Origin of the sequence: Liquorilactobacillus capillatus DSM 19910, from assembly GCF_001434915.1 — a bacterium.
Taxonomy (GTDB): domain Bacteria; phylum Bacillota; class Bacilli; order Lactobacillales; family Lactobacillaceae; genus Liquorilactobacillus; species Liquorilactobacillus capillatus.
The window spans coordinates 109,577-126,219 of the sequence record NZ_AZEF01000027.1; the positions used below are offsets into that span (position 1 = coordinate 109,577).

At 35.8% G+C, this 16,643-nt stretch carries 17 protein-coding genes, 1 tRNA gene and 1 riboswitch; of the genes, 4 read left to right on the forward strand and 14 right to left on the reverse strand.

Going from position 1 to position 16,643, the window contains the following annotated elements:
• Positions 1-90: 90 nt before the first annotated feature.
• From FC81_RS06180 to msrB, 3 genes are all read left to right on the forward strand, one after another.
• Positions 91-762 carry a ribose-5-phosphate isomerase A gene (locus tag FC81_RS06180; RefSeq protein ID WP_057744373.1) on the forward strand — a complete coding sequence of 224 codons (672 nt, stop codon included), beginning with the start codon at positions 91-93 and terminating at the stop codon, positions 760-762.
• A complete protein-coding gene (locus FC81_RS06185; RefSeq protein ID WP_057744376.1) occupies positions 759-1,736 on the forward strand; it encodes a Gfo/Idh/MocA family protein in 978 nt (325 codons plus the stop codon). The genes FC81_RS06180 and FC81_RS06185 overlap by 4 nt, the downstream gene beginning before the upstream one ends.
• 167 nt (positions 1,737-1,903) lie before the next feature.
• Positions 1,904-2,335 (forward strand): peptide-methionine (R)-S-oxide reductase MsrB, encoded by a 432-nt coding sequence (gene msrB / locus FC81_RS06190; protein ID WP_057744378.1) that lies wholly within the window; start codon positions 1,904-1,906, stop codon positions 2,333-2,335.
• A 72-nt stretch (positions 2,336-2,407) separates the two neighbouring features.
• Here msrB and FC81_RS06195 read toward each other — a convergent pair whose 3' ends face one another.
• The 3 genes from FC81_RS06195 to FC81_RS06205 all read right to left on the reverse strand — a co-directional run bounded on the left by FC81_RS06195 (position 2,408) and on the right by FC81_RS06205 (position 5,530).
• Entirely contained in the window at positions 2,408-3,622 is a 1,215-nt protein-coding gene (locus tag FC81_RS06195) for an MFS transporter (RefSeq protein ID WP_057744381.1), read from the reverse strand.
• A gap of 273 nt (positions 3,623-3,895) precedes the next feature.
• Positions 3,896-4,324: a universal stress protein gene (locus FC81_RS06200; protein WP_057744384.1), complete on the reverse strand. Its 429-nt coding sequence runs from the start codon at positions 4,322-4,324 to the stop codon at positions 3,896-3,898.
• 267 nt (positions 4,325-4,591) lie between these two features.
• Positions 4,592-5,530: a methyl-accepting chemotaxis protein gene (locus FC81_RS06205; protein ID WP_057744387.1), complete on the reverse strand. Its 939-nt coding sequence runs from the start codon at positions 5,528-5,530 to the stop codon at positions 4,592-4,594.
• Positions 5,531-5,780: 250 nt separating this feature from the next.
• Between FC81_RS06205 and FC81_RS06210 the strand changes: the two genes are divergently transcribed.
• Positions 5,781-5,853, forward strand: a tRNA-Ala gene (locus tag FC81_RS06210).
• A gap of 832 nt (positions 5,854-6,685) precedes the next feature.
• Here FC81_RS06210 and FC81_RS06215 read toward each other — a convergent pair.
• The 11 genes from FC81_RS06215 to FC81_RS06265 all read right to left on the reverse strand — a co-directional run bounded on the left by FC81_RS06215 (position 6,686) and on the right by FC81_RS06265 (position 16,567).
• Positions 6,686-7,228, reverse strand: coding sequence for an NUDIX domain-containing protein (locus tag FC81_RS06215; RefSeq protein ID WP_057744390.1), 543 nt, complete (start codon positions 7,226-7,228; stop codon positions 6,686-6,688).
• A 24-nt stretch (positions 7,229-7,252) separates the two neighbouring features.
• Positions 7,253-8,332: a dihydropteroate synthase gene (folP, locus tag FC81_RS06220; protein ID WP_235804645.1), complete on the reverse strand. Its 1,080-nt coding sequence runs from the start codon at positions 8,330-8,332 to the stop codon at positions 7,253-7,255.
• A 2-nt stretch (positions 8,333-8,334) separates the two neighbouring features.
• Complete coding sequence (locus FC81_RS06225) at positions 8,335-9,651, reverse strand: bifunctional folylpolyglutamate synthase/dihydrofolate synthase (RefSeq protein ID WP_235804646.1); 1,317 nt, start codon at positions 9,649-9,651, stop codon at positions 8,335-8,337.
• Positions 9,652-9,673: 22 nt separating this feature from the next.
• Complete coding sequence (gene folE, locus FC81_RS06230; protein ID WP_057744393.1) at positions 9,674-10,729, reverse strand: GTP cyclohydrolase I FolE; 1,056 nt, start codon at positions 10,727-10,729, stop codon at positions 9,674-9,676.
• Between the two features lies 1 nt (position 10,730).
• Entirely contained in the window at positions 10,731-11,087 is a 357-nt protein-coding gene (gene folB, locus FC81_RS06235; RefSeq protein WP_057744396.1) for a dihydroneopterin aldolase, read from the reverse strand.
• 64 nt (positions 11,088-11,151) lie between these two features.
• Positions 11,152-11,231: riboswitch (ZMP/ZTP riboswitch) on the reverse strand.
• A gap of 94 nt (positions 11,232-11,325) precedes the next feature.
• Complete coding sequence (locus FC81_RS06240) at positions 11,326-11,859, reverse strand: GNAT family N-acetyltransferase (RefSeq protein ID WP_057744399.1); 534 nt, start codon at positions 11,857-11,859, stop codon at positions 11,326-11,328.
• 645 nt (positions 11,860-12,504) lie between these two features.
• Positions 12,505-13,425 (reverse strand): ribonucleoside hydrolase RihC, encoded by a 921-nt coding sequence (gene rihC / locus FC81_RS06245; protein ID WP_057744402.1) that lies wholly within the window; start codon positions 13,423-13,425, stop codon positions 12,505-12,507.
• A 21-nt stretch (positions 13,426-13,446) separates the two neighbouring features.
• The gene (locus tag FC81_RS06250; RefSeq protein WP_057744404.1) at positions 13,447-14,667 is read right to left on the reverse strand and encodes a NupC/NupG family nucleoside CNT transporter; all 1,221 of its coding nucleotides are present in this window, start codon (positions 14,665-14,667) and stop codon (positions 13,447-13,449) included.
• Positions 14,668-14,765: 98 nt separating this feature from the next.
• Positions 14,766-15,083, reverse strand: coding sequence for a hypothetical protein (locus FC81_RS06255; RefSeq protein WP_057744407.1), 318 nt, complete (start codon positions 15,081-15,083; stop codon positions 14,766-14,768).
• Between the two features lie 115 nt (positions 15,084-15,198).
• The gene (locus tag FC81_RS06260) at positions 15,199-15,900 is read right to left on the reverse strand and encodes an ATP-binding cassette domain-containing protein (protein ID WP_057744410.1); all 702 of its coding nucleotides are present in this window, start codon (positions 15,898-15,900) and stop codon (positions 15,199-15,201) included.
• A 16-nt stretch (positions 15,901-15,916) separates the two neighbouring features.
• Positions 15,917-16,567, reverse strand: a complete 651-nt coding sequence (locus tag FC81_RS06265) for a hypothetical protein (RefSeq protein ID WP_057744413.1) — start codon at positions 16,565-16,567, stop codon at positions 15,917-15,919.
• Positions 16,568-16,643: the final 76 nt, after the last annotated feature.

Below are 16,643 nucleotides of genomic sequence, written 5' to 3' on the forward strand. Positions count from 1 at the left end.
AGCTATCACCGGATACGTTATCATTCATTTGTAAATATTTTTCTTATTTTTATTATTTATGAAATTAATATTCAAAAAAGAGGGATCTTTATGGAAACAATTATTGATGTTGCTTTAAATATGCTTCGACCTCATATGACCGTGAGTCTTGGTGGTGGCAGTAATGTTACTAAACTAGCATGTAGAATTGCCGAGACTCGCAATCTTCCGCTCACAATCTGTACTCCTTCTGAACTAACGGAACTAAAATGCCAAGAACTTGGGCTAACTGTCAAAACACTCTCACAGATTGGTAAGCTTGATCTTGCTTTTGATGGCTGTGACAGCGTAGATTACCAACTTAATCTTCTCAAGAGCGGCGGTGGTATTCATACATCAGAGAAGATTTACGCACAAACAGCAGTAAACTATATAATTTTAGCTCCCGCTGCGAAAGTAACTCCGCTCCTGAACCACCACATCCCATTAACCTTGGAAGTAATTACTGCCGCCATACCACAAGTTTTGCAGTTTACTACACGCCTTGGGTTACGAGCCGTTCAACGAAGCGGTGGCGGTATCGCCAGCTGGGCACGGACACCAGACGGTAACCAGCTAATAGATTGTTATGCCGCTTCATGGCAAAATATCAACGAACTACAAACGCAGCTCAGTCAGTTCAATGGAGTTGTCAGTACTTCGTATTTTCATCAGTTGGCATCTGCGATTATAACTGATCTAGGTGACAAAACGAGTTTAATAACCAAGGGGGAGCTAGCATGAAAAAATATAATTGGGGTTTAATAGGAACAGGCTGGATAGCACATGAAATGGCTGATGCTTTAAATCAAGTCAATGGTGAAATATATGCTGTCACAGCTTTAAATAAAGATCGACTGATTAAATTTGCTGCTGATAAACATATAAAAAAATACTATCTTACCGTAGCAGATATGTTAGCCGATCCTAAAATTGACATTATTTATATTGCTACACCACATATCTTTCATTATGATTATATAAAAAAAGCCTTGAATGCTGGGAAACATGTTCTTTGTGAGAAAGCTATTACTGTTAATGCCAAACAGTTTGATGAAGTTCAACAGTTAGCTAAAACAAAAGGGAAAATTTTATCAGAGGGTTTCACTTTATATCATATGCCGATCTTTAAGAAAGTGTTACACGAAATCGCTGCAAATAAGCTGGGAAAAATCAAGATGATTCAAGTTAATTTTGGCAGCCTTAAGGACTTTGACCCGCAAAACCGCTTCTTCAATAAGGATCTTGCTGGTGGGGCTCTTTTGGATATCGGGGGTTATGCCGTTGCTTTTGCACGGCTTTTCTTAGCTGAACAACCTAATACGACCCTGACAACCGTTAAATTTTTTGAAACTGGGGTCGATGAGCAAGCAGGAATTATCCTAAAAAACAGTCGCCAGCAGTTAGCCGTTATTTCGTTATCAATGCGCGCTAAGCAACCCAAGCGCGGACTCGTTTCAGGAACTAAAGGATATGTCGAGATAAATAATTACCCACGGGCAACAACAGCTGAATTTACTTATACCGCTGATGCACATACAGAGCAACATAACACGATCGTAGCTGGTAATTCAAGCCAAGCACTGTGTTATGAAGTAGCAGACATACAGCGCTATATCGAAAACGGCCATGATAATGGTCAACTAGACTTATCACATGATATCGCACATCTTCTTGACTCAGTACGAACCTCATGGGGCTTAGAATTCCCTTCTTAATTGGGAATTTAATAGGGTCTATCTTAACATCTTCAACAGCCTTTGTTTTTCATTGTCACCAGTACGCGTGCCCTCGCCATGGCAAGCTGATTATTTGCACATACTAAGTACTCTAGTAGTATATGAACTGTAAATAATTAAATAATATTGCAAAGGAGTGACCCTTAGTGGAAAGCGACAAGGAATTAAAGGAACGACTCTCAAAGGAAGAATATGAGGTAACTCAACATGCAGCTACTGAGCACCCCTTTTCCGGTAAATATGATGATTTCTATCAGGATGGTATCTACGTTGATGTCGTTAGTGGGCAGGCACTCTTCAGCTCAAAAGATAAATATGATGCGGGCTGTGGCTGGCCTTCATTTACGCAACCGATCAAAAAAGAAAATATTACTGAACATGTTGACAATTCTTTGTTAATGACACGAACAGAAGTCAAAAGCCAAGAAGCAGCCTCCCATCTTGGACATGTTTTTAATGATGGGCCTGTTGACGCTGGCGGCATGCGTTACTGTATAAATTCTGCTGCATTAAAATTTATTCCTGTCAACAAATTGGAACAAGCTGGTTATGGAGAATACCGTAATTTATTTGATTGAATAAGCTAAAGAGGACTAAGTCAAAATCACTCTGACTTAGTCTTTTAGTGTATTTATTTAAGTAAATTTTCGCTAATTATCAAGTACTTTTCCCATCGTTTCATGCCCATAAACAACAATCATAATTACTGCAATAATAATTGAAATACAAAACACACCAAAAATAATTGTGAAAGAAGCTCCTTGGCTTATTAAACTCCCTACCATTAAGGGACCTAGCACTCCGCCAATACGACCAACACCCGCTGCAACGCCTGTCCCTGTCCCGCGAATTTCTAACGGGTACTGTTCGGGTGAATATGCATAAAGCGTCCCCCATGCTCCAAGATTGAAGAAAGATAGTAAAATACCAAAAAGTAAGATTGAACTTATTCCATCCACAGTTCCAAAACCTAAAGCACTAACCGCAGTTCCTAATAAAAAAAAGGTTAAAACCCATTTACGTCCTAGACGCTCAACTAACCAAGCTGCAACAAAGTAACCTGGCAGCTGAGATAATGTCATAATTAAAGTGTATCCAAAACTATGAATTATACTATAACCCTTAAGAACAAGGACACTTGGCAGCCATAAAAACATACCATAGTAAGAAAAAACAACCATAAACCAGACTACCCACAACATTAAAGTAGCTCTAGCATACCGAGGTGACCACAATTCTTTCAATGCGGTAATAAGCTCAGGCCGCTCCTGCTTAACAAGACTATTTTTTTTAATATAGCTCTGAGACTCACGTAAACCATAGCGTAGGTAAAGAGCATATAAAGCTGGCAAAGCTGAGAAAAGTAAAGCAATCCGCCAGCCCCATACTGGAATAACAAAGTATGAGATAATTGCTGCAACAAGCCAGCCTCCTGCCCAAAAACTCTCCAGCAAAACAACTATCCTACCACGGCTTTCAACCGGAACGTTCTCTGAAACTAACGTCGAAGCAACTGGCAGCTCACCACCAAGACCGGTACCAACAAAAAAACGTAAAATAATAAATGATGCATAACCTGTTGTTAAGGCTGATAGTCCTGTTCCTATCGAAAAAACTAAGAGCGTCATAATCAAGACATCTTTTCTACCCAAACGATCTGCTAGAATACCAAATAAAATAGCTCCCAAAGCCATTCCAATTGAACTAACGCTGCCAATCCAACCTAGTTGGACCTCATTAAGATGCCACTCTAATTTAAGAGCTGCGATTACAAAAGAAAGCATCCCAACATCCATTGCATCAAATAACCATGCTAAACCAGTCGCAATGAGTAATGATTTAGGCGCATATTTGTTTTGCAATATTCCTGAACCTCCAATAATACTTTAAATTCAGCCCCCTAAGTGTCTTGACACCCATAAAAACTGTAATTAAAGTAAACACCTTTAGGGGGTGTCTTGTCAATAGTTCTCTCAACAATAACTACATAAAGTTTTTAATAGCTAGATGTCATAATAGCCAATCAACTATTCATTAGCACGTATTTGGATAAAATAAATAAGAGTAACTGGTTCAAAAATAAAATTTTGATTCAGTTATTCTTATTAACTTTATATTATTTATTTTTATTTCGGTTATTATTTTACGACCAATACTGAGCAATCAGCATTTCTTAAGACATAACTCGTATGTGAACCAATCATCACTTTTTCAAGAGCATTCAATCCGGTATCACCTAAAACAATTAAGTCAATCTTATGTTCTTCTGGAAAAGAAGTTGCTAAAACTGTTTTAGTGTTACCAATAATTACTTTACCTGTAACATCAATCCCAGTTTTTTGTGCTTTTTCCATATAGGGCTTGATTTTTCCTTCCGCTTCTTGTGCTTGATCTTGATAAAAGTCATCACTGACTCTGAATGACCAATCCATCCCGCGGTCCCGATTAACTACCCATAACAAGTATAGTTCTGCTGAAAATGTCCGCGCCAAGTCGCATGCTGCAGTATAAGCAAGATCCGCTTGTTTTGAACCATCTAGACCAACTAAAATACGTTCGTAACCCATAGAACTCCCCCCTATTTAAAAATTCAATTCGACTAACTTCCATGGATAACCCATGGAAAAACCAGCAAAAAATTCAAATAATAAGGTCTAATCTACATTTTAATCTACTCTTCCTTGCTGCCTTCATTGTAACATTATTATTCAAAAATAATGTACCTAAGCTACTCTTCTTTCCTGGGAGCATTATAAACAATATTTCATGATCAAAAAAGCACATTATTTATCGTCAATCTTCAACGACAAATAATGTACTTATTCTTAAGCCTATTAACCTAGCTCTCCGGGTTTAATATTACCGTGACTAACAGTAAACAGATCATTTAATGCCGCAACTGAACTACGTAACTGTGATGATTCATCTGTTAAGACATCGTAAGACTGCTTATTTTCTTCCATCATTTGGTGGGTAGATGAGATCATCGTAAGTGTTTCCTCAGAGCTAGTAGAAATATTTTGAACTTGTTGTGCAATATTACCGATTCTTTCCTGAATATTAATTGCTTCTTTATGAACTTGAGAGGATAATTCACGAATCTCCTTTGCGACAACATTAAAGCCTTGCCCCTGTTCACCCGCACGCGCAGCTTCAATCGCCGCATTGATTGCTAACATATTAGTTTGTCGCGAGATTTCACGAATTGCATTAATAATTCCGTCAGCCTGGGCAGCTTGTTTCGACAAAACAACACTTGTTTCCTTATTCTTTTCAGAAAAAGTCATAATATTTTGCATATCTTCCTGCAAGGAGACCAGTGTATCTTGCCCTGTTTTGGATAAATCATTTAGTGTTGATGAGATATTTTGAACACCCGCTAACGCTGTATTAGATTTCTTTGTCCGCGCGGTAATATCAAAACAAACCTTCATCACAGAAATAACCTGTTTTTTGTCATCTGTAATAGGAAAATAATTTGCTTCTAGATAAACCTTTTTATCATTTTTGCTTTTACGGATAATTCGGTCTTGAAAACTTTGTCCATTAAGTAAATTATTCCAAAAAAGGTGGTAAGCCTCACTCTGTGAAAACTCTGGAAAACATAGATCTTGATGATGTAGTTCCATCAACTCAGGAACACTATAGCCTAAAGTTTTAGCAAATAACGGTGTTGCGTAAATAACTTTTCTATTCGTATCAAAAAGTATAATTGCTAGTTTTTTTGAAAACGCAGTTGAAATTGCGGTTTCGATTATTTTATCGGTTTCCATCTTCAAAACTCCTTCAGTTAACGTCTTATGTTTAATAAGATTGACATTCTATTCACTTATCAGTACCACTAAGATTATTAATCGGTTAATCCGATTAAAATTTAAGTAAAAGTAACTATAATTTTTTATTTTTATCTCATTTATTTATCAAATAACTATTTTTCTTCTAATATCGCTAATATAGGCTCTTGACACTTTTAATTAGGCTTTGCCTCTAACTATAATATGTGCTAAAATAGTTCTGGTTAACGGGTTATTAGCTCAGTTGGGAGAGCGCCTGCTTCGCATGTAGGAGGTCGCCGGTTCAAGTCCGGCATGATCCATAAGTTAACATGTAACCAGTGATTATGGCTTGTAAAGGAGCGATATTGCTGGTTTTTTATTTTAAATAGATGTAGCCTACGTTTACTGAATTACAAAAAAAGAGAATCAAAAGGAGAACTACAAATTTTCTTCTGGCGGCAAGTGGCTGTTACTCAATCGAGTAGCAGTTTTTTAGTGCAGAAAACTACTTCCCTTAAAAACCAACATTATTAAAATATAAAAATAATTAATTGAGCCAAATAAACATAACACTTGTAACATAAGCAAAAATAATTTAACAAGAAAAGTAGTACGTGTCCCTGGAAGATATTTTCTTTCTACATAGCTTGACTTACTAACATAACTAACACATATTAATAACAAGGGTAATATGAAAACTAGATACTTTCCTCTTCCCCAATAATCCACGGAGCTTAACCCTATATGCAGCGGAACTATGCTTGGTAAATAAAAGTATAGGATACAAGCTAAAAATAATTCCAAAACATAAATTATCAGAAAGTAGTAAAACGAGCATTCATAAACTTTGTTAAACTTCAACATCTATATCGCCTCTTTAATTTTGATTAACACCTCTGCAAGACACACTGATATAATCTTCTATCTATTTCATTGTACAACTTAATAGTTAATGTTACGATATACAATCAAGATAATACCTAAAAAATATTATTAAAACTAGAGAAAATAGATAAATTGAAAAAATAAAAAGAACGTCTTACTTTTAGATTAACATTAAATGGTTCTACAATATTGAGTGTTGCTGAATTTTTACATCAACACTCAATATTGTAAAACCATTTTTTTGTTTATCAAAATTAATGTATCTTCTTAAACATTCACTAAAGTATAATATCCTTGAAATTCACACGGAGCTTGTTCTTTTTTTAATAGAAACACAGGCAATTCAGCGTTAATCGGTTGCTTATTTGTAACAGCTAGCTTCAACTGATAACGCAAATCAATGTGATAATGACTTGCTTCATTCTTTAAAGAGTTACGAGGAATATGAATGAGGTTAATGTCAATCAAGCTTTTGAGTTGCGATGCCTCATGTATGCTAGAAACAGCTTGGTGACCAGTTTCTTCTTTGAATTCTCTAATTGCACAAGCGTAAGGCTTCTCACCTGGTTCAACATGACCCGCTGGTAAAAGTATTTGTTTTAAATAGGGATGCATAATAAAAAAACATTTTTCCTGTTTAAAAACAACTGCACTGGCTGACAGGTGTAATGCAGTTTTACGGTTTCTCAGATCTCCCTCTGCCTTAAGCAACTCTTCCTTAATCTTACGTAGCTTATTAAGGGTTACCCAGGCAAAATCCTGCTGTGTTAAATAATCAAGCGCTGCTGAGACCTCAGTTTCAATCATCATTTTAAATCCTTCTTTCAAAAAGCCTTAAAATTCTTCGAATAATTTATAGATATCAAGCATCTCTTTGGTTTCTTTAACATCGTGTACACGTAAAAGACGTCCTCCTTGTTGAACCATCTGACTTTCAAACAATAATGTCGGCAGCAATCTCTCATTTTCTTTTAAATTAAACAATTTACTCATAAAGCTTTTACGGGAAATAGCGACCATTAACGGTAAACCTAATTCAACCAGTGATCGAAGTACCTTCACTTTTAAAAGATCAAACTCAAAAACGTTTGTTTTAGAAAAACCGACTCCTGGATCAAGTACAATATTACTTGTTTTTAAGCCACAATCTGTTAATCTTACGATTGCTTTTTCAAAATATTTTTTTAAATACTCATCGAAATGCTGCGTTTTCTCAAGATTATTACGGCCATTAAACATTGTCACAACTGCTGGCTTATACTCACTTACCGCTCTGAGTTTTTGTTCAGATACAAAGCCATCAATATCGTTTATAATTTGTACCCCTGCACTTAGAGCACGCTCAACAACACTATCCGTGTTAGAGTCTAACGCCAGAATCACGTCAGGAAAGACCCGCTTAATTTCTTTAATGTAAGGTGCGATTCGCTGCCATTCTTCTTCAGCGCTGATATCTACAAAATTAGGCTTTGAAGATTTGCCGCCTAATTCAAAAAAAGTCGCACCAGCCTCTTGTTCAAGCTCAATCTTTTTTAAAACCGTCTTAAGGTCATTATTGACCCCACCATCATAAAATGAATCAGGTGTAACATTTACAATTGAATAGATCAAGGGTTGTGTTGTTATATCAAAAGAAAAACCGGCTCCTGTAAAAAAGACACTATTTTCTTGTAAAATTTCTTTTAAACGATCACTTTCCATTCCAAAAATATCCGGCCATTTTAAAATTAACTTTCTCAATTTATTTAGTGGTACTACCGCCGTTATCTTGCCTTCTAACGTATTAAAATCCAATTTTTCTTCAACCAATAGTAGTAACAACTGTTTTATTTCATCCAAGTTCCCGCTAAATTTTAACGTTACCTGTGCCTTGAACTTATTCTTAAGTGCAGTCTTTTCTTCCGTAATAAGCAAATTTATTCCTTCCTCTTTTCATTCGTAAATAGTTGGCGAATTACTTTCAATAGATAAAATGATCCTACTACTAGTATCAACGCGTCCTTTTCGGGCTTAATTTTTAAAGCATATTCAAGAGCGGCGACTGGATCCGCGAACTGCGGTAGCTGTTTTCCCGTAGCATCCTGAAAGCTTATTTGTAATTCTTTAGCCGTCAGTTTTCGCTCCTGATTATCGGGTTCAGTAATGATAAATTGTGTTTTTTTGAGTTTCAACAACTCTTCAATACAGTGTTTATAATCCTTATCCCTTAAAAAGCCAACTAACAAAATCTTTTCAGAAGTTGGGTATAATTGATTTACAGTTTCCACGAAAGCATTGATTCCATCAATATTATGTGCCGCATCTAGTATAATTGAAGGTTGCGTACTGACACTTTCAAATCTACCCGGAATGACAATATTTGAAAGTGCTCCTTCAAGCAATCGCTGCCTGTTAATCTTTCTATGTTGTCTTTTTAAAAAGATATCCAGCCAGGTCAAGACTGTTGCTAAATTCTCTTTTTGATATGAACCCCGAAGTGAATAGTCAAAAAGAATCTTTTGCGTAGTCGTCTGCCAGCATGCTTTTCTAATTAGTGTCTTTTCCTCAGTAAACGTAATTTTTGTCCAAGCTGCTGAATGAATATGTGCATGCATTTTATATGCCTGCTTTTTTAGAACTGCAAGGGTCTTTTCACGCTGTTTAGGTGCAAGGATTACCGTTTCTTTTTCCCGGATAATTTTTGATTTGGTCGTTGCAATTTCCGCAATCGTCTTCCCTAAGACAGCGGTGTGATCTAAACCGATTTTAGTAAAAACAGCATACGTGGTCTGTGACACTGCATTAGTTGCATCCAACTCCCCACCTAAACCACATTCAAGAACAACATAATTAACTTTCTTATCTGAAAAATAAAGCATTGCAGCACTAAAAAGTAGCTCAAAAGAAGAAAGTGCCGTCAGTTCAAGCCCCATTTCAACTAATGTTTGTTTAACTTTATCAGTGTATGATTTTAGCATACTTTGAGCGATTGGCTGTCTATTTATCTGAATACATTCTGTTATGTTCGTTATAAAAGGGCTACTGAACAAACCCGTTTTATAATTCATATTCTGTAGTAAAGCAGCAATCATTGTACAAGTAGAACCTTTACCATTTGTTCCGCAAACATGGATTATTTTAAAATTCTCATCTGGCTGCTGTAATTGCTGTAAGACTTTTTTTATTAAAGCAATCCGGTCCCCTTGACCATAGAGTGTCGTCGGTAATCTTTCTTCTGAATTATTAGTTATCACTACTGTGTTCTTCCTTACATATTTATTTTAAAGTACTTAAAAATTCAGCCCGAAGTTGGGCATTCAAATCAAAATCACCTGTAAAATAAGTTGTACGTGTTAACGAGCTGCTTTTTTTAACACCGCGCATCTCAACACACATATGTCGTGCTTCAGCCATAACCGCAACTCCTGCTGGATTCAAGATCTTCGTCAACGTTTCAGCAATATCACTTGTTATCTTTTCCTGTAAACTTAATCTTCGTGAAACGAAATCAACTAAACGCGGGATTTTGCTTAGACCAATAATCTTACCATTTTGAGGAATATAGGCAACATGAACTTTCCCAAAAAAAGGCAGCATATGGTGCTCACACATTGAATAAAAGGGAATATCCTTGACCAACACCATTTGAGCATTATCCTTCTTCGGTGTCTTAAAAACTTTATAGTCTTGAAAATCATCTTGACTTTGGGAGGCAAAAATCTCTTGGTACATCTTAGCGACTCGTTTTGGAGTCTCAACTATTCCTTCACGCTTAGGGTCATCACCAATTGCCACCAGTAAGGTTGTTATAGCTCGTTCAATTGTTACAGTTCGACTGTCTTTTTTAGGAACACGTGTAATTTTCTGATCTTGTTCTTCCTGTTCTAAGATCATAATTGTTTCTTTGATTTGTGAGTAAAACGGACCGGTTTTTTCGTAAATATCAAGCAACGGAATCAAAACAAATAAGCGATTAAATGTCTCTTGGTGTGGAACAGTCAGTTCAGATGTCTTAAACTGCTTGTTTCCCCAAAAAATAATATCAATATCCAATGTCCGTGGACCCCAGTGCACTTTACGGATTCGTTTTAAAAATGCCTCTATTTTATGAATCTGTTTTAGTAATTCCCCAGGTGTATAAGTTGTGAAAACCTTAACAGCAATATTTAAAAAGTTATCCTGCACAATGTCTCCCACTGGGGATGTTTCGTAATACTCAGAGACCTGGTCAACTATTAGATTCTTATCATTACCTAGATACTCTATCGCTTTCTCAAGATTTTCTTGTCGATTACCGATATTACTTCCTAAGCTCAAATATATGCTTTCCATCTCAACGCTCCATCTCTATTTCAACATTATCAAAAATACCATCAATTGGTACAGCTAATTTCTTCAGATTAACTTTAACTGTCCCAATATGCTCTTGATCAATTTTTTTTATTTCATTTATAATTTCTAAAGCTAACGTTTCAATTAAATTTACTTGGCTATTTTTTACAATTTCTGCAATAACAGTATAAAAAGCAGCATAACTAATTGTTCTTTCAACTCGATCTTTAATTGTTGTTTCATCGATGTTAAAATCAACTACAAGATTTATCTCAATATTTTGGCCTAGTTTTTTTTCTTCTTGATATACCCCAATATGACTATGAAACCGCATGTTATTAATTTTAACTTTATACATTCTTATAATCTCCCTTTTAGGATCAATATCTAAATACAACAAAAAAAAGACACTCAGCAAAAAGCAGAAGTGCCCAGGCGGTCGACATTATATTGAGTCATACTCCGTGTGGTTCACCCACTCCCGCCAGTAATACAACTCTCACTGCAACTAAAAATATCATTATTTAATTTAATTGTCAATGCAACCGCTGCTATATGCTGCCACTACGTCCAAGTCATTTTTAGCTTTCTTAGCTTCAAGCTGGTAGAAAAAGCTGATAAACATTCCGCTGTTCCTGTGGATCATCTTGCATGTAAACTACACCGGTATAATTGAAGCCAGCCTTGATTATAATATGCTGCATCCGTTTATTCAAAATATGTGTATCTACCCTAAGCTGTTTCACTCCTAGCTGATAAGCGATGGTGTTGAGACTACTAAAGAAAAAATCAGCCAGATGACTTCCTTTGTACTGTGGGTCAATTGCAATTCGATGGATTACCGCATAAGCTTCTTTATTTGGAAATTGTTTCCAGCTTCCAAAATATAATTTTTGATAATTAGGTTCATCTCCTACAGCTAATGTTGCTGTGCCAGTAATTTTTCCATCAACAATAAGGATATAAGTTGCACCTTGATTAATATCTGCTGTAATTACGTCATAATTTGGATAACCATTTTGCCATTGTGGAATATTTTCACTTGCAAGTAAAACTTTTGCCTTCTCAATAAGAGGCATGATCTTTTCAATGTCTGCTGCAACAGCTTTTCTAATAAATTTAACTACCATTATATCATCCTCCTTAATCTTAATTAAATTAACTTTTATAGTCTTATAGAGTACTCTTGTACGCTCCTGATTCGCCTTAACTGTCCGTTACATCATTACCTGGTCTGTCTTTTAAAAACGTCTTTTTCAACGTGTATCATCTCCTGCAGAATCTACAGCAATGACATATCCAGCTAAAAACTAAAATAAATGCATTCAACTCCAATACCGTTAAAGACAGATGCCCAATCAATTAAAATGATAACGTCTTGGCTATCAAACCAACGTTAATCGTATACGAAATCATTTTAAAATTAATGTTTATCTTTGGTAATAAGAATCGTATCGAGCTTACTGTAATGATTAACAAGTATACCAAAAAAGTCGCACATTGTGTATGTAATTTATGTGATAATCTTATTCCATTATTGGTTAAAAGCTATACAAACCATAATTTTACCTCTTCAAGGACACCAATACTGCCTTCCAACTGAACAAGGAAATGAAAACTACTCTAAAATAAAACTAGAGTATCTTCAAACTCGGCACACTAAACGTAATAAACACTGACACCTTTAACACCTAACTTAAAAAGTCGAGAAACAATAAATAACTACATTATCATTTCCCGACTTTTTTATTGAATTTTTTTGAATCCTATGCTATTTAGTCCTTATTCATTAATTTAACTTGTTTAATAAACCATTTATTGAAAAAAGCAGCATCGATTCCAACCCCAACACGGGCATTAAAGTCTTTCTCAGCGTGCCATCGATGTAAAATATCCGCTACTGTTGCTCCAATCGCCGGACCTTCAGTAACAACATCAATATACTCATTTCGCAGTTTGATCATCTCTGGATGGAGAGCATACAAGATAGTAATGACATCATGCATTGGCTTTCCGCCCTCATGAACATCACCATAAGCATTAATGATTCCATGCAACATCTTTCCTGCTTCGCCTAAAGTTACTAACTGATCCGAAGTCTCTTTGCTTATTAGCGCCTTTAGAGTAACATCTAAGCCGATCATTGTAATCTTTAGACCACTTTCAAAGACAATCTTGGCTGCATCCGGATCAGTAAAAACATTAAACTCAGCAACAGAACTTGCATTTCCCCCTGAAATAGATCCGCCCATTAAGATCAGTTCATCAATTTTGACAAGCAGTTCTGGGTATTGTTTAATAAAAGATGCGATATTTGTATAAGCACCAGTCGCAATTAAGGTCATTGGTTCTTTACTATGGCTAAGCTCAGCAGCTATGGCTTCCGTTGCAGCTAATTTACTAACTTCCATCCGTGGAGTAGGAAAATCATATCCAGGTAATCCTGTTTCCCCATGAATAGCAGCAGCATCTTCAAACTTCTTTTTTAACGGTTCTGCAGCGCCTTTGGCGATAGGAATATTTTTACCAAAAAATTCGACTAGCTTTAGTGCATTAGTTGTTGTCTTGTCAACACTAACATTTCCTGCAACCGTTGTAATCAATTTAACATCAAGTCCTGGATTATTAAGTGCCACCGCAATCGCTGCAGCATCATCTATTCCAGGATCCATATCTAAAATTACTGCACGTACCATAAAACCCCTCCTTAATTAAATTTACCAAGCAAATAAGCCCGCACTAGCTGCTGATAACAAAGATACCAAAATACCTGCTAATAACATCTGCGGCACTCTACTTGAAATAAAGTCCGTCTTTTCCTTTGAAACTAACCCTTTGAATGCACCAATAATCATTCCTACAGTTCCAAAATTAGCAAAACTAGTTAGAAAAACAGTTAAAACTACACGTGCATGCTCATTAGCAAACAGCCCTTTTTGTGCCATCATGTTTTTTGTAACTTCACCCATAACAACAAATTCATTAGTAACTAGTTTTGTTCCCATATATTGTGCAAGTTGGAAGGCTTGATGGACATCGAAGCCTAACAACCAAGCAAATGGGAAGAGAATAACGCCAAATATATTTTCTAATGTTAACCAGTTCCAACCCGTTAAACTAAATAACTGATTGATTAAAGCTGCTAATGAAACATAAGCAATAACCGTTGCTGTAATGATCAAGATTAACTTACCCGCGTTTAAAATAGAGTCACCTAGGAATGAGAAGAACGGTTCACGTTTCTCGTTTTTGTGAATAGTAACAATTACATCTTCCTCTTCCGAAACATTAACGGGATTTAGAATAGCAGCGATAGCAATTGCACCTAAAATATTTAGTGGAATTGCCGTTAAAACATACTGTCCTGGAACCATCTTTATATATGAGCCAATAATCGCTGAAGTTACACAACTCATAGACATCATAGCAAGCGTAAAATTACGCCGTGCACTCATCTGCTGCAATTGATCCCTTGAAACTGCCAGAACTTCTGTATTTCCTAAGAACATCATTTCAATTGAAAAAAAAGCTTCAAAACGCGGCTGACGTGTAATAAACGATAAACCACGACCAATCCATTTTACTAACCATGGTAACAAACCGATATATGTTAAGATATCAAACAGCGGAACAACAAGTAAGATCGGTAAAAGAGCACTTGTAACGAAGTTGGGCGATCCAGTTGTCGGTTTCAGCCAATCAGGTAAAGCAAACGCTATTCCCTTGTTAGCTACAGCTACTAGCCAGTTAAAACCATCAGCTGCTCCCCGAATGACTTCACGACCTACGCTGAACTTCATGAAAAACCACGCAAGAAAAATTTCCAGAACAATAACTACTATAACTGATTTCCAATTGATTGAACGACGGTTATTAGAACAAAGAAATGCTATACCTAAAAAAACAAAAAAGCCTAGAATATTAATTAATAAAAACACAGTCTTAATCTCCTCTACAAAAAAATAGAATTCTACTAGTTTAGTATAACAAAATTAGTTTCAATATAGTATTTTCTTAGGATACTTACTATAATAGCCTATTGTTGTTTCCAAAAAAACTGCCACCATCTAACTCGCTCGGGTGCTTTATATTTTCTTAACTCTGTTAGCGCCTTTTCAGAAAAACCAGTCGTTGTGTTTCGTAAGCTATCATCAATAGCATGATTATCTCCACTTATAGTTCCTGCATCATGCTTATTTGAAGGTTGAGAAACAGTTTGCTTACTATCAAGCAGTTGGTATAACTTATTTAGTTCACTATATTTTTGTACAATCTTAATTTGTTCTGAGTGAATCTCTTGCTGTAACCTGCGTGTCTCACGAAGAATTCTTGCTTTTTCCTCATCATCATTCATCATTACCCCTCCTTTGATTGATTTAAACTAACCGATTTTATTATAGCACTTTTGTAAGCCCTTTATTAAAACTGAACAGATAAGTTCTTTTAGGCATGATGCCCTTAAACCACCATTACTGCACTAGATTAGTTCTGGTACTATTAATCAACTTACTATAGGCTTCGTCTACCTCTTGTGTTTCTTCCAATTGCAGCAGTTCTGAGTACGTTCCGTTAAAAACACACCGTTTCTGGTTAAGGCAAAAGATACGCGCTTTTTTATTTTTTAACTGACCAAGTTGATGTGTTGTCATCACAACTAGCTCTTTTTCGGCAAGTGAGCATAGAATATCCATAATTAAATATGCATTACTTGCATCTATTCCACTTAATGGTTCATCAAAAAGATACATCTTTCTTTGTAAAAGACATGTTCCATAGGTTAACACTATTCGTTTTTCACCACCAGATAACATTCCCATCTTAACAGTTTCAAGTGGCTTTAAAACCTCTGTATAAATATGTTCCATTACTGGTGTCTCTCTTCTACTGCCTGCATGGTCGATCTTTCTGTATATCTCTAAGGTCTGACCAACAGTCAATGTTGGGTAAAAAAAGGTACGCTGTAACTGATAACCAGTTTCTTTTGCATCAGGGACATCTATTAGTGATGATGCTGCACTTGGATTCAAATGTGCAAGTGTGTCTAGAAGCGTTGTTTTCCCCACCCCATTAGGCCCAATAATAATATTAGGTATCTCTGAACTAAATTTGATATTTAAATTGTTATAAATTTGCCGTGCATGATATGAAAAAGATAAGTTTTTAATCTCCAATATAAATTCTCCCTTCTTAGGCTCGCTCTAATATCGGGCGAATATCAAATCTAGAAAAACCTATTAACCCTAGTATGCAAAAAATTCCTGCCATTACTAGTAACTGACTAATTGACACTAAGTTAAGGTTAGTCTTAGTGAGCACATTAGTCAGTTGCTCCGACAAAACTAAAATAAATTTATATGGATTTAATAGTAGTACAATTTGTGCCAACCACGTTCCACCTCTTAGAGTAGCTAGATAAAAAAGTACAAATATCAGAAATGTTCCAATTATTGAAAGTGATTGCTGCTTAATTCGGAAAATAAATAAAATACTCAGAAACATTGTCACAGGTAATACTGCTAAAAGTACGGTTAGAAAACCACTAATTAAAATACTACTATACCAACTGTGCAACGCTAACATCACTACTATTGAAAAAGCTAAAACCTCACACAAAATAAAGATGGTCTGAACAATAAAATTTGCAATAAAGATTAGCCATTTGGAACCAACGATAAAATAAAATTCTTTATAGTAACCAACTTCACGTTGTGTAACAGTCGTTATAACAACCGTATTAAGTAATGCAATAAAAATAACATATGCCCAATACGGTTGAGCCACGGCTGCAATTTCGGCTACTGTATAAATCCGTGGATGTAAGATTGCTTTAGAATTCACAAATATGAAATAGATTGTTGGAAATAATAACGTATAAATAAAGACAACTTTGTTATCAAATGTGTCGATGATGTAA

Bases quoted from the DNA above. Each gene is read 5' to 3' on its own strand.
- FC81_RS06180 (WP_057744373.1), top strand. From the start codon at position 91: ATGGAAACAATTATTGATGTTGCTTTAAATATGCTTCGACCTCATATG.
- FC81_RS06185 (WP_057744376.1), top strand. From the start codon at position 759: ATGAAAAAATATAATTGGGGTTTAATAGGAACAGGCTGGATAGCACAT.
- FC81_RS06200 (WP_057744384.1), bottom strand. From the start codon at position 4,324: ATGGGTTACGAACGTATTTTAGTTGGTCTAGATGGTTCAAAACAAGCG.
- FC81_RS06205 (WP_057744387.1), bottom strand. From the start codon at position 5,530: ATGGAAACCGATAAAATAATCGAAACCGCAATTTCAACTGCGTTTTCA.
- FC81_RS06215 (WP_057744390.1), bottom strand. From the start codon at position 7,228: ATGATGATTGAAACTGAGGTCTCAGCAGCGCTTGATTATTTAACACAG.
- folE (WP_057744393.1), bottom strand. From the start codon at position 10,729: ATGGAAAGCATATATTTGAGCTTAGGAAGTAATATCGGTAATCGACAA.
- folB (WP_057744396.1), bottom strand. From the start codon at position 11,087: ATGTATAAAGTTAAAATTAATAACATGCGGTTTCATAGTCATATTGGG.
- FC81_RS06240 (WP_057744399.1), bottom strand. From the start codon at position 11,859: ATGGTAGTTAAATTTATTAGAAAAGCTGTTGCAGCAGACATTGAAAAG.
- rihC (WP_057744402.1), bottom strand. From the start codon at position 13,425: ATGGTACGTGCAGTAATTTTAGATATGGATCCTGGAATAGATGATGCT.
- FC81_RS06255 (WP_057744407.1), bottom strand. From the start codon at position 15,083: ATGAATGATGATGAGGAAAAAGCAAGAATTCTTCGTGAGACACGCAGG.